The organism is Anaeromyxobacter sp. (genome assembly GCA_016718565.1).
In the GTDB taxonomy this organism is placed as follows: Bacteria; Myxococcota; Myxococcia; order Myxococcales; family Anaeromyxobacteraceae; genus JADKCZ01.
Genome location: JADKCZ010000003.1, coordinates 84,398 through 97,366, shown reverse-complemented (window position 1 = coordinate 97,366; position 12,969 = coordinate 84,398). Strand labels below are relative to the sequence as shown.

The following is a 12,969-nucleotide window of genomic DNA, read 5'->3' as shown; positions in this document are numbered from 1 at the left end:
CGAAGGCCCGCCACCCCGCACGGACAGAACGCCCGGAGAGAGAGACCGATGGCCCAGCCCACCGACCTGTACCGCCACAACCCGCTCATCCACCGCGACCGCCGCCTGGCCGGCGCGGCCTCGGAGTGGGTCCGCTCCTTCGCCTGCACCGACCTCAAGCCGCTCATCGTCTGCCGAGGCCCCATCCGCAAGGAGGCCATGGACGTCTTCGCCGAGATGGGGATCACCCACTTCGGGATCCTGCTCTCCGAGAAGGACTCCATCGTCTACCCCAACGCCCTGGCCCCCGAGCTGCGGCAGCTCACCGACACCAGCCGCGTCCACCGCGTGCCCGACTACACCGGCGCCTCCAAGGAGGAGCGCGTCGAGCGCATGAACCAGATCGTGCAGATCGCGCACGACAACGGCTACGACTCGGTCTTCGCCGGCTACGGCTTCATGGCCGAGGACGAGGAGTTCGTGGCCACCATCGAGAAGGCCGGCCTCAAGTTCATCGGCCCCAACTCGACGACCCAGGCCCGCGCCGGCAAGAAGGACGAGGCCAAGCGGACCGCCCTGGAGGTGGGGGTCAGCACCACCCCGGGCGTCAACAACGTCACCGCCAAGACCCTGGTGACCAAGCACGGCAGCCGCGAGGCGCTGCTGGCGCTGGCCAAGGCCAACGGCATCGCCCTGGACGCCAAGGCGAGCGCCGACGCCACGCTGCCGCTCGAGGCGCTGGCCGACCTGATCCTGATGGCCTCCTACGCCAAGGGCCTCGACCTCTACACCATCGACGAGCTCGGGCTGCAGGTGCAGCGCGAGGTCACCGAGATGTTCCAGAAGTACCCGCAGAGCCGGGTGCGCCTCAAGGCCATCGGCGGCGGCGGCGGCAAGGGCCAGCGCATCCTGGGCGGCTCGCTGCTGACGCTGGAGAAGGCCGACGCCAAGGCCATCGAGGCGGCGGCCGTCGAGGCGCCGGCCCTGACCCGCGAGGTGCTCAACGAGGTCAAGGCCACCGGCGTCGGCGACAACAAGAACGTGCTGGTCGAGCTCAACATCGAGCAGACCCGCCACAACGAGATCCAGCTGGTCGGTAACGGGGAGTGGTGCGTCACCCTGGGCGGCCGCGACTGCTCGCTGCAGATGCACGAGCAGAAGCTGCTGGAGATCTCGGTGACGCAGGAGAGCCTGCGGGCCGGCATCGCCCGCGCCGAGCAGGCCGGCAACGCCGCCGAGGCCAGGTCGCTCAAGACCGACCTCGACATCCTCAGGCGCATGGAGGACGACGCCTCCCGCTTCGGCGTGGCGGTGGGGCTCGACTCGGCCTCGACCTTCGAGTGCATCGTCGACCGCGACCGCTACTACTTCATGGAGGTGAACACCCGCATCCAGGTGGAGCACCGCGTCTCGGAGCTCTGCTACTCGCTCAAGTTCACCAACCCGAAGGATCCGGCCGACTTCTTCGTGGTGGAGTCGCTGGTGGAGGCCATGGCGCTGCTGGCGCGCCACAAGAAGCGGCTGCCCAAGCCGGAGCGCCTCCCCCGCTTCGGCGCCTCGGCCGAGGCCCGCCTCAACGCCACCGACGCCTCGCTGTCGCCCCACGCCGGCGGCGTCATCCGCTTCTGGTCCAAGCCCATCGAGGGCGAGATCCGCGACGACCAGGGCATCAGCCTGGTCAACCCGGACACCGGCATGTTCATGCGGTACCGGGTGGCGGGCGCCTACGACTCCAACATCGCCCTGCTGCTCACCAAGGGCGAGGACCGGCTGGCCAGCTACCTGCACCTCTCCCGGGTGCTGGGCACCACCAGCCTGCGCGGCCAGAACGTGGCCACCAACCTGGAGTTCCACTACGGCCTGGTCAACTGGTTCATCGGCCAGAACGTCATGGCCAAGCCGACCACCCGCTTCGTGGTCCCCTACCTGACGCTGGTGGGCCAGCTCAAGGACGAGGCCAACAAGATCGACACGGTCTACGCCTTCCTCGAGATGAAGAAGACCTACGCCAAGCGGATGGCGGTGGAGGCGCCGGACGACCCGGCGGTGGCCAAGGCCATGTCGGAGGTGCTGGACCGCAAGGGCACGCTGCTGACCCGGCCCATGGAGCGGCTGCTGGAGGACCCGCACCTCTTCGCCGGGTGGCTCAGCCTGAACCGCAAGAACTACCGGCTGGAGGGCGGGCGGCTGATCTGGCTGCGCAACCCGCTGGGCATCCTCAACGACACCTACCAGTACCTCAACATGGCCTACGATCCGAAGGCGCCCGCCGCCGAGGTGATCTGGGGCCACGACGACGAGCTGCTGCAGAAGGCCATCCGCTTCTACCAGGCGCTGCGCAAGACCTTCTCCCTGGAGAAGGAGGAGTTCTTCAAGCTCGACAAGATCCTGGAGAGCGAGGCGCCGCAGGGCGGCCACGACGCCGCCACCTGGGGGAAGATCCAGGCCGCCCACCGGGGCTACTCGGCCGGCAACGAGCTGCTGGGGCTGCTCTTCATGATCGCCGAGAAGGTGAAGTTCTTCGACTTCAAGGTGGAGGAGAACCTCGACGTCACCATCCCGGTGCACCTCAACGACCCGGACCTGCAGCTCCGCATGAAGAAGGTGCTGGTGCCGCCCCCGGTCACCAAGGCCGACGAGATCGTCTCCGTCTCGGGCGGCATGTACTACGGGCAGGAGGCCCCCGGCCGCCCCCGCTTCGTCACCGAGGGCATGCACTTCGACAAGGGGCAGCCGCTCTACATCATCGAGGTGATGAAGATGTTCAACACCGTGCGGGCCCAGTTCTCCGGCACGCTCGACAAGATCGTCATCCAGGGCGGGGAGGGCACCATCGTGCAGAAGGGGCAGCCCCTCTTCAAGATCACGCCCGACGAGAAGCACGTCGAGGTGGACCCCCGCGAGGTCGAGAAGCAGCGGCGCGCCACCACCGGCGAGGCCCTCAAGGCCGTCCTGTAGGCTAGACTCGGGGCGCGCCCCGGCGGACGACCTCCGCCGGCCGGCGCGCGCCGCCACCCAGACCCGCGAGGAAGCGAAAGATGAAGAAGGGCAAGCTGATCGTCTTCGAGGGGATCTACGGCACTGGCCGGCTCATCGTGGACCTGGTGAACCAGGTGCGCGCCGCGCTGACCGCGGCGGGCACCTCGGTCTACGAGATCGACAGCGCCGACAGCGGCCGGGCCCAGCTCATGGGAGCCAGCGGCCTGGACGGCAGCTGGCGCTACGGCCGCTTCGAGCCCGACTTCTTCTTCGAGCTGGCCGGGCGGGCCCGGGTCGCCGCGGTGAGCCGCGACCACCTGGCCAAGGGCGAGACGGTGCTCTGCAAGAGCTTCACGCTCTCCTCCATCGTCTACGCCGGGCTGAAGGGGCACGACTGGTTCCGCGAGGACCTGAACGTGCTGGAGGCGCGGGCCCGCGGCCTCTCCACGGGCGGCGAGGTCCGCCCGGACCTGACGGTCTTCGTGGACGTGACGCCCGAGACGGCCGCCCGGGAGCTGGGCGCCGCGCTGGCGCCGCTCTTCACGCCGGCCGACCTGGTCAAGCAGCGCCAGCTCTACCTCGAGGAGGTCTCCAAGCTGCCGCCCGCCGAGGTGAAGGTCATCGGCGCGTCGCAGTCGGCCGAGGCCATCTTCCCGGACGTGCTGGCGGCCGTGAAGGCGCTGGGGTAGCGCCGGCCGCACGGGTCGCCGCCGCGCCCGGACCGGGCGGCGCCGGCCCGCGTCGCGCCCGGGCCCCGTCAGCCGGGCAGCGCCGCCAGCAGCAGCGCCGCGGCGCGGGCCGCCCCGTCGAGCGGTCCCGGCGGCGCCGGCCGTGGCAGGTCGAGGACCCGCCGGACGGGGCCGGCCAGCCGCCCGGCCAGCACCTCGGCGTTGGGGACGTGCACCGCGGCCAGCCAGCGCGGCAGCTCCCGCACCAGGATCGGGTACTCCGGGAAGTCGCCGCGCTCGGTGTAGACCAGCCGGGTGCCGGCGCCGACGCAGTCGGCCACGATGCCGTAGCCCGGCTTGCTGACCACCACGTCGGCGGCCCCCACCACGTCCGGGTAGTCGAGCCCCAGGGCCGCCAGGCGCGCGGCCGGCAGGTCCTCGGGCAGCAGCCAGGCCAGGCCGGGGTCGGTGTCCAGCGCCTCCCGGTCCAGCCCAGGCAGCCCGATCCCGCCGAAGGAGACCAGCGCGGTGGGCCGCCCGTCGAGCCCCAGCCGCCGGCGGGCCTCGTCCCGCCCCAGCTGGGGGCGCCGCACCACCAGCCCCACCGCGGTGCGGCGCGGGAAGGCCGAGAGGTCGCCGGCGAAGGGCAGCTCGAGCAGCCGGGTGGCCTCGCCATAGGCCGCCGCCGCCCGCGCCGCCGACCCCAGGAGGGAGGGCTCCCGGCCGGCCAGGTGGCGGTAGATCCAGTCCCAGGAGAAGTTGCCCAGGCCGTAGGCGGGCAGGCCGGCCCGGGCCGCGGCCAGGAAGGGCAGGGCGGGCACGTCGGAGAGCACCAGCCGCGCCCCGCTGGCCTGGAGGAAGGCCACCTCGGCGGCCAGCCGCCCGTCCCAGCCGGCGTCGAAGGCGCGGCAGGCGGCCGCCGAGCCGGGCTCGTCGATGGTGAGGGCGTCCCGCTGCACCAGCCCGGCGTCGCAGGCCACCGGGCGCAGGGTGAGCGGCGGGGCCACGGCGCGGCGGGCCAGGGCCTCCGGCACCACGCCGGTGAGCGTGATGGGCAGGTCCGGGGCCAGGGCTCGCACCTCGGCCAGCACCTGGCACAGGCGGGTCAGGTGGCCGAAGCCGTGGCCGGTGACGTAGGCGGCCAGCACGGGACGGGGAGTCTGGCATGGGGGGCCGGCGTCGGGCCGAAATCTTGCCGTCCGGGACGGGGCGTGCGGTGGTGGCGGCTCGCCCCCAGGAGCCCCCGCCATGCGCGAAGCCTTCACCTTCGACGACGTCCTGCTGATCCCGGCCTACAACCACTACGAGTCGCGCCAGCTGGTGGACACCTCGGTCACCGACCGCACCGGCAAGCTCTCGCTCCGGCTGCCGGTGATGACCGCCAACATGGACACCATCACCGAGTCGGCCATGGCCAACTTCATCGGGGCCCGGGGGGGCATCGGCGTCCTGCACCGGATGATGTCGGTGGAGCGCAACGTCAAGGAGTTCCGCGCCTGCAGCGGCACGGTCTTCGTCTCGGTGGGCACCTCCGAGGAGGAGCTGGAGCGCGCCGAGGCGCTGCGCCACGCCGGCGCCACCCACTTCGTGGTGGACGTGGCCCACGGCCACGCCAAGTACGTGGGCAAGACGCTCAAGCGGCTGCGGCAGCTCCTGCCCGACGCCTGCCTGATGGCCGGCAACGTGGCCACCTACGCCGGGGCCGACTACCTGGCCTCGGTGGGGGCCGACATCATCAAGGTGGGCATCGGGCCGGGCAGCGTCTGCACCACCCGCGTCAAGACCGGCCACGGGGTGCCCCAGCTCACCGCCATCCAGGACTGCGCCCGCTGCGACCGCTCCATCGTGGCCGACGGCGGCCTGCGCTACGCCGGCGACGTGGTCAAGGCGCTGGCCTTCGGGGCCGACTTCGTGATGATCGGCGGCATGCTGGCCGGCACCCGGCCCACCCCGGGCGAGCGGGCCCAGGACGCCGACGGCAAGTGGGTCAAGAGCTACCGCGGCATGGCCAGCCGCGAGGTGGCCGAGGAGCACCACGGCGGCATCGCCGAGTGGAAGACCGCCGAGGGGGTGGCGGTCACCGTGCCCTACCGCGAGGACGAGGAGCTGATCCTGGCGGACCTGGTGGGCGGGCTGCGCTCCGGCCTCACCTACGCCGGCTCCCAGACCATCAAGGAGCTGCAGCGCAAGCTCAACTTCGTGCAGATCACCTCGAGCGGCTGGCGCGAGTCGATGCCGCACAAGCTGCTCTAGTCACCAGCCGGCGGCGCGGGCCTCCGCCCAGGCGGCCTGCACCGCCGCCGCCAGGCGCCGGAGCTCGGCCAGGTCGGTGGCCGGGCTCATCAGGGCCAGCCGCAGCCAGCGCCGCCCGCGCGCCTCGGCGCTGGAGACGTGGTGGCGCCCGCCCGCCAGCAGGCGCCGGCGCAGCTCCAGCTGCAGGGCGTCGCTGCCCTCCACCCGGAAGCAGACGATGTTCGACTCGGGCGCCGCCGCCACCTCGAACCCCGGCTGGCGCGCCAGCAGGGCCGCGGCCGTGGTGGCCAGCGCCACCTGCCGCTCCACGTGGGTCGCCAGGGCCCGCTCGCCGCCGGCCGCCGCCACCAGGAAGAGCCGGAGCCCCAGGGCGGCCTTGGTGCACTCCACGGTGCGGGGCATGAAGTCGAAGCCCGGCGCCTCCTTGTCGTGGAACAGGTAGCTGGCGTCCTGCCGGAAGGCGGCGTCGAGGGCGCGGTGGTCGCGCACCAGCACCGCGGCGCACAGGGTGGGGGCCTGCAGCAGCTTGTGGGCGTCCCAGGTGAGGGAGTCGGCCAGCTCCAGGCCGTCGAGGCGCCCGCGCAGCGCCGGGGAGAGCAGCGCCGAGGCGCCGTGGGCGCCGTCCACGTGCAGCCACAGGCCCTGCTCGCGGCACAGGGCGCCCACCTCGCGCAGCGGGTCGTAGAGCCCGAGCGCCGTGCTGCAGGCGTTGGCCACCACCGCCAGCACGCTCCGGCCCTCGTCCGCCAGGGCCCGCAGCGCCGCCGGCAGGCGGTCGGGCAGGAGCCGCCCGTCGGCGTCGGCCGGCGCGGCCACCAGGGCCCGCTGGCCGAGCCCCATGATCCCCACGGCGCGCGACACCGAGTAGTGGGCCGCCGCCGGCGCCAGCACCACCAGGTCGCGCCGCCCGCCGGCCTGCCAGGCGGCGGGGTCGACGCGCGCGCGGGCCGCCAGCAGCGCGGTCAGGTTGGCCAGCGAGCCGCCGTGGGTGAGCGCGCCGCCCCCCACCGGCTGGCCGTCCACCTCGTCGCCGGGCGGCGCCGGCGGCAACGCCGGGGCGCGCCAGCCCACCTTGCCGAGCAGCCAGTTGACCACCACGAACTCGATGGTGGCCGCCGCCGGCCCCATCTCGTAGATGGCGCCCGGGTTGTTGGTGAGCCCGTCCACCAGCGCGCCGATGGCGCCGGAGGGCGCCGGGGCCGCCACCTGGTGGGCGTAGTAGCCCGGGTGGTGGAGGCGGGTGGTGGCCTCCAGGTAGCGCTCCAGCCAGGCGCCCAGGGCCGGACCGGTCAGGCCGCCCTCCGCCAGGTGGCGCGCCACCTCCAGCCGCCCCGCCAGCTCGGCCAGCGGCGGCTGCTCCAGCACCGGCCCCTGGCCGGCGCGGGCGCGCGCCAGGTAGGCGGCCAGGGCGCGGACCGCCAGGGTGGCGTCGGCCTCGAAGGTCACGGCGCCGGGGCGGCCTCCGCCGGCCGGATCGCCGGCGCGGCCCGGGGGTCGAGCGGCAGCTCCACCAGGAAGGCGCTGCCCTGCGGTCGGTTCTCCTCCACCCAGATGCGCCCGCCGTGCGCCTCGGCCGCCATGCGGCAGAAGGCCAGGCCCAGGCCCCGGCTGACGCCGGCGCTCTGGTCGAGGTCGCGCTCCAGCCGGGCGTAGGGCTCGAAGATCCGCTGGCGGTGCGCCTCGGGGATGCCGCGCCCGGTGTCGCGCACCTCGAGGCGCCAGCCGGCCGGGCCGGCCGGCCGCGCGACCAGGGACACCTGGCTGTCGCGCGGGGCGTACTTGATGGAGTTGTCGAGCAGGTTGAGGAGCAGCCGGCGCACCAGGTCACGGTCGGCCGACACCAGCTCCGGCAGCCCCCCGTCCACCTCGACGGCCAGCGACTTCCTGGCCCGGCCGGCCAGGCCGCGCACCTCGTGCGACAGGTCGGCCAGCAGCCCGCGCACGTCGAGCGGGGCCAGCGAGGCGCGCAGGCCGGCCTGGTCGGTGCGGGCCACGTCGAGCACGTCGAGCACCATGCGGTTCATCACCCGGGACATGCTGCGCACGTCCTCCAGCGACTGCAAGTGCTCGCCGACCAGGCCGGCGTCCTGCCGCAGCAGGTCGGCGCTCAGCTGGATGCAGGCCAGCGGGCTCTTGAGGTCGTGCACCACCATCTGCACCAGCGCCTGGCGGGCCTGCTCCAGCGCCTCCAGCCGGCCGTAGCTGCGCGCCAGCTCCTGGTTGCGCTGCTCCAGGTCGAGCCGCAGGCGGCGCAGCGAGAGGTGGGTCTCGATGCGGGCCGCCATCTCCTCCACCTTGAACGGCTTGGTGACGTAGTCCACCCCGCCGGCCTGGAAGGCCTTCACCTTGTCGAAGGTCTCGGAGAGGGCGGACAGGAAGATGACCGGGATCTCGCGCAGGGCCGGATCGGCCTTGAGGCGCCGGCACACCTCGTAGCCGTCCAGCTCCGGCATGGAGATGTCGAGCAGCACCAGGTCGGGCGCCTCGGCCTGCGCCGCCCGGAGGGCCAGCGCCCCGCTGGGCACCGCCCGCACGTGGTAGGCGCGCCCCTTCAGCATGGCGGCCAGCAGGGCCAGGTTCTCGGGGGTGTCGTCCACCACCAGGATGTCGCCGCGGTGGGTGGGGGAGGGCTGGGGCAGGTCCATGGGTGGTCCGGGGGTTGGCGCGCCGGGGGGTCACCCGAGGGCGCGGTGCAGGGCGTCGTAGTCGTAGCGGGCGGCCAGCGCCCGCAGGGCGGCGGCGGCGAGCGCGGACGAGCCGTCCACCTCGTCGATGAGCTGGCCCATCCGGTCGATGTCGCCGCGGCGGGTGGCCTGGCGCAGCGCCTCCAGCAGCGGGGCCGGCACGCCGGCCAGGCCGGCCGGGGTCAGGTCCGCGCCGGCCGTGGCCGGGGCGGCGGGCGGCTCGGCCTCCAGGTACTCCAGCCCGAGCAGCCGGCCCATCAGCTCGAGGAGGCGCGGCTCGCGCACCGGCTTGGTGAGGACGGCGTCCGCCCCGGCGGCCAGCACCTCGTCGCGCTCCGACTCCAGGGCGCTGGCGGTCAGGACCACGATGCGGGTGGCGGCGCCGCCCGGCTCGGCGCGGATGGCGCGGGTGGCCTCCAGGCCGCCCATGCCCGGCATGCGCAGGTCCATCAGCACCAGCGCCGGGGCCCAGGCGCGCCAGGCCGCCATGGCGGCGTGGCCATCGGCCGCCTCGCGCAGCTCGAAGCCGATGGCCTGCAGCACCTGGCGCAGCCAGTCGCGGTTGGCCTCCTGGTCGTCCACCAGCAGGATGCGGGGGCCAGGGCCGGGCCCGCGCAGCGCCACCACCCGGCGCGCCGCCGGCGCCGTCGCCGCGGCGGCGGCCCCGATCTCGACCGGCAGCTCGAGGCGGAAGGCCGACCCCTGGCCGGGCTCGCTGGTGACTGTCAGGTCGCCGCCCAGCAGGCGGGCATAGCCGCGGCTGATGGCCAGGCCCAGCCCCGTGCCGCTCTGCAGGGCGCGGCCGCTGGAGGTCTGCTCGAACTCGCGGAAGAGCCGCGACAGCTCCTCGCGGGCGATGCCGGGCCCGGTGTCGGTCACCTCGGCGCGCAGCCGCAGCCGGGCGCCGCTGCGCAGGACCTCCACCCGCAGCACCACGCCGCCCTGGCGGGTGAACTTGACGGCGTTGCCGAGCAGGTTCACCAGCACCTGGCGCACCTTGCCCTCGTCGCCCACCAGCACCTGGGGCAGCTCGGGGCCACGCTCCACCTCGAACTCCAGCCCCTTGTCGCGGGCCTTGAGCAGGAACATGCCCGTCAGGTCGCGGAGCATGGCGTGCAGGTCGAAGGGGGCGGCCTCCAGCACCACCCGGCCGGCCTCGATCCGGGAGATCTCCAGCACCTCGTTGAGCAGCGAGAGCAGGTGCTCCCCGCTCCGGTTGATGATCTCGAGGCTGCGCCGCGAGCCCTCACCCAGCGCGTCGTCCCGGGTCATGAGCTGCGAGTAGCCCAGGATGGCGTTGAGGGGGGTGCGGATCTCGTGGGACATGTTGGCCAGGAAGGCGCTCTTGGCCTTGTTGGCCGCCTGGGCCTCGTCGCGGGCCCGCTCCAGCTCCTGGGCCGCCAGGCGCCTGGCGGTGATGTCCTCGCCCAGGGCGATGAGGTGGGTCACCACGCCCTGCTCGTCGCGGGCCGGCGAGATGGAGAGGGCCAGCCAGAAGAGCTCGCCCCAGCGCTTGCGGGCGCACAGCTCGCCGCTCCAGGTGGCGCCGCCGGCCAGGGTGCGCGCCACCTCCCGGTAGAAGGCGGGCGGGTGGGCGCCGGAGCGGATCAGCCCGGCCTGCCGGCCCAGCGCCTCCGCCTCGGCGTAGCCGGTGAGCCGCTCGTAGGTGGGGTTGACGAACTCGACCTGCCCCTGCGCGTCGGTGATGACCACCAGGGCCGGGCTCTGGTTGACCGCCTGCCAGAGCCGGCGCCGCTCGCGCTCCACCCGCTCCAGCGCGGCGTGCTTCTCCCCCACCTCGCGCTCGCGCCACAGCGACTCCTCCAGCCGGATCCCCAGCGCCAGGGAGCGGGTGGTGGCGTGCACGGCGAAGAGCACCACGCCGAGCACCGCCGCGGCGGCCAGCGCCAGCCCCAGGAGGCTGGCGGCCGGAGACCCCGGGCCCACCAGGTCCCCGAGATCGTCCACGTCCACCACCGAGAGCGGCTGGCCAGGCAGGCCCACCCGCAGGCCGAGCAGCACCGCCTCCTGGCCGTCGGCCGACGCCAGCTCGACCATGCGGCCGTCGCTGGGCAGGTCGGCCAGGCCGGGCGGCAGGGCCGGCTCCGGCAGCTCCGGGGCCGGCTGGTAGGAGCGGCCGGCGGCGTCCAGGATGAAGTAGGTGGAGGCGGTGTCCTCGGTCCCCTCCTCGCCGGCCATGGCCGCCGCCACGCTCCCGGGCCGGAGCCAGCCGACGACCCGGCCGGCGAAGCGCCCCTTGAACCAGTGGGTGCGGGTCACCACCAGGCGCCGCCGGTCCTCGCTCAGCTCCACCCGGGTGGCGTCGCCGCCCTGGCGGACCGGCTCGGGCTGGTGGTCCGGCAGCGCCTCCACCCGCTCGCCGGCCTCGGAGAGCCGCGTGCCGTCGGCGTCGATCAGCGCCACGCCGGTGAAGCGGGACGGGCCGGGCAGGCCCACGCCCACCACCAGGGCGCGCAGCCGCTCCCGCACCGGGAACAGGCTCATGCCGAGCCCGTACTCCATGCTCATGCCGAGGTCGCGGTTCTCGTAGAAGCCGGCCACCTCGCGCGAGTCGGCCAGGTAGCGCAGGTCCTCGCCGGCCGAGGAGACGAAGTGGGCCAGGGCGGCGGCCCGCAGCTGGAAGGCCTTCTGGTGCTGCGCCAGCACCTGCTGGCGGACGCGGGTGGCAGACCGGTAGTTGACCCAGAGCAGGGTGGCCACCAGGGCCACCAGGATGGCGCCGGCGGCGACGATGGCGCCGAGGCGCCACCTGCGCCAGCCCCGCCGGCCCTCGGCGGCCAGGCGGTCCGCCGCCGCCACCTAGGGCCCCTTGGCCCCGACCCTGGCGAAGGCCTTGGGGAAGTAGAGGTGCACCTCGGGGAAGTACCTGGCCACCAGCCGGTCGTAGGTGCCGTCGCGGCGCGCCTCCGCCAGGAAGGCGTCGAAGGCGGCGCGCAGCTGCGGGGCGTCCTTGCGGAAGGCCACCGCCATCTCCTGCGGCGCGCTGATGGGGCCGATGACCTTCAGCTTCCCGGGCCACTTCTCCAGGGCGATCATGGCGTCGGCCACGTCGAGCAGGGAGAGCTCGCCGTCGCCCTTGAGCAGCGCCGGGGCCACCTCGTTGAGCTCCACCTTGAGCGTCACCACCTTCGCCCCGGTGGGCTCGAGCTGGTAGAGCGACGGCTCCAGGCAGGTGCCGGGCACGCTGAGGAGGCGGCGAGCCGCCAGCAGGGCGCGCACCGCCTCGATGTCCTTCTCGATGCTGCCGGAGGGGCGGATGGGCTGCACCGGCGAGTCGGCGCGCGCCATCACCCAGACCTGGGTCGGGAAGTAGGGGGCCGAGAAGGCCACCGCCCGCTCGCGCCAGGGCAGGATGGTGACGCCGTTGGCGAGCACGTCGCCGCGGATGGGGGCCGGGGCGGCCTGGTCCAGGCCCACCTTGGAGGAGACCAGCTTGCCGACCAGGTCGGGGATGGCCTTGCCCCACTCGGTCCTGACGTACTCGTAGCGGACCCCGAGCTTCCTGGCGAAGAGGGTCACCAGCTCCACGTCCAGCCCGTCGCCGCTGCCGGTGACGAAGTTGGCGTAGGGGACCCCGACGTGGCGCAGCACGCCGCGCCGCTGGACGGCGGCCAGGTCGCCGCCCGCCTCCTCGAGGGCGACGCCCGGCGTTGCGGCGCCGAGCAGCCCGGCGCAGCCGAGCAGGATCGACCAGGTGCGGAGCGTCACGGGGTGGCTCCCTTCGAGGGCCAGAGGGCGGAGAGGCGCTGCTCGAGCTCGCGCTCCAGCTCGGGGTGGGCGGCCACCAGCGAGCGCAGCGCCCGGTGCTCGCGCTCCAGCTGGAGCTTCTCGACGGCCAGGTGGACCGCCACCTGCAGCTCGGCCAGCTCGACCGGCTTCACCAGGATGCGGAAGACGTCTCCCTGGTTGATGGCCTTGATGGCCATGGCCAGATCGGGCTGGGCGGAGGAGAGGATGCGCACCGTGCCCTCCCGGCGGGTCGCCACCTGCTGCAGGAGCTGGGCGCCGGTCATGCCGGGCATGTGGTGGTCGGAGACGACCACGTCCACCGTCTCCTGCTCGAGCAGCTGGAGGGCGTCGGCGCCGCTCTCGGCCAGCAGGACCCGGTAGGTGCGCCCCAGGGCGCGCCCCAGGGACTCGAGCAGGGTGGCGTCGTCGTCGACGATCAGGATGGTGGCGGTGGGCATGTGATCCCTCGGTTCGGCCCTGGTCGATTGCCACCGGCGTGCCAGCAGGGTGGCGGCGGACGGCCGCCTTCGCGGACACGCCAACGGGCGAGTGTCGGGGCGTTCTGCGGGGGAGGCGGCCGGTGCGGTGTGCGCGGCGGCGCGGGCGGTCCTGACCCGGGGTGGTTCGCGCGCCACCCAGGACGACCCACTCCGCCC

Annotated in this window: 9 protein-coding genes; 3 read left to right on the top strand and 6 right to left on the bottom strand. The window is 74.0% G+C overall.

The features are described 5' to 3' along the window. The first annotated feature begins 48 nt into the window (after positions 1 to 48). Entirely contained in the window at positions 49 to 2,937 is a 2,889-nt protein-coding gene (locus IPO09_10605) for a biotin carboxylase (protein ID MBK9517785.1), read from the top strand. Positions 2,938 to 3,017: 80 nt separating this feature from the next. Next, the gene (locus IPO09_10600) at positions 3,018 to 3,647 is read left to right on the top strand and encodes a hypothetical protein (GenBank protein MBK9517784.1); all 630 of its coding nucleotides are present in this window, start codon (positions 3,018 to 3,020) and stop codon (positions 3,645 to 3,647) included. Between the two features lie 68 nt (positions 3,648 to 3,715). Here IPO09_10600 and IPO09_10595 read toward each other — a convergent pair whose 3' ends face one another. Further along, positions 3,716 to 4,774, bottom strand: coding sequence for a hypothetical protein (locus IPO09_10595; protein MBK9517783.1), 1,059 nt, complete (start codon positions 4,772 to 4,774; stop codon positions 3,716 to 3,718). Between the two features lie 100 nt (positions 4,775 to 4,874). On the opposite strand from IPO09_10595, the gene IPO09_10590 reads away from it, so the two are divergent. After that, positions 4,875 to 5,879: a guanosine monophosphate reductase gene (locus IPO09_10590; protein MBK9517782.1), complete on the top strand. Its 1,005-nt coding sequence runs from the start codon at positions 4,875 to 4,877 to the stop codon at positions 5,877 to 5,879. Here IPO09_10590 and IPO09_10585 read toward each other — a convergent pair whose 3' ends face one another. Genes IPO09_10585 through IPO09_10565 form a run of 5 tightly spaced genes read right to left on the bottom strand, consistent with a single transcriptional unit; the run spans position 5,880 to position 12,771 of the window. Next, the gene (locus tag IPO09_10585; protein ID MBK9517781.1) at positions 5,880 to 7,325 is read right to left on the bottom strand and encodes an aminotransferase class V-fold PLP-dependent enzyme; all 1,446 of its coding nucleotides are present in this window, start codon (positions 7,323 to 7,325) and stop codon (positions 5,880 to 5,882) included. Further along, complete coding sequence (locus IPO09_10580) at positions 7,322 to 8,524, bottom strand: hybrid sensor histidine kinase/response regulator (protein MBK9517780.1); 1,203 nt, start codon at positions 8,522 to 8,524, stop codon at positions 7,322 to 7,324. The genes IPO09_10585 and IPO09_10580 overlap by 4 nt, the downstream gene beginning before the upstream one ends. Before the next feature lie 30 nt (positions 8,525 to 8,554). Next, positions 8,555 to 11,383: a response regulator gene (locus IPO09_10575; protein ID MBK9517779.1), complete on the bottom strand. Its 2,829-nt coding sequence runs from the start codon at positions 11,381 to 11,383 to the stop codon at positions 8,555 to 8,557. Beyond that, positions 11,384 to 12,292 (bottom strand): transporter substrate-binding domain-containing protein, encoded by a 909-nt coding sequence (locus IPO09_10570; protein MBK9517778.1) that lies wholly within the window; start codon positions 12,290 to 12,292, stop codon positions 11,384 to 11,386. Next, the gene (locus IPO09_10565) at positions 12,289 to 12,771 is read right to left on the bottom strand and encodes a response regulator (protein MBK9517777.1); all 483 of its coding nucleotides are present in this window, start codon (positions 12,769 to 12,771) and stop codon (positions 12,289 to 12,291) included. The genes IPO09_10570 and IPO09_10565 overlap by 4 nt, the downstream gene beginning before the upstream one ends. Positions 12,772 to 12,969: the final 198 nt, after the last annotated feature.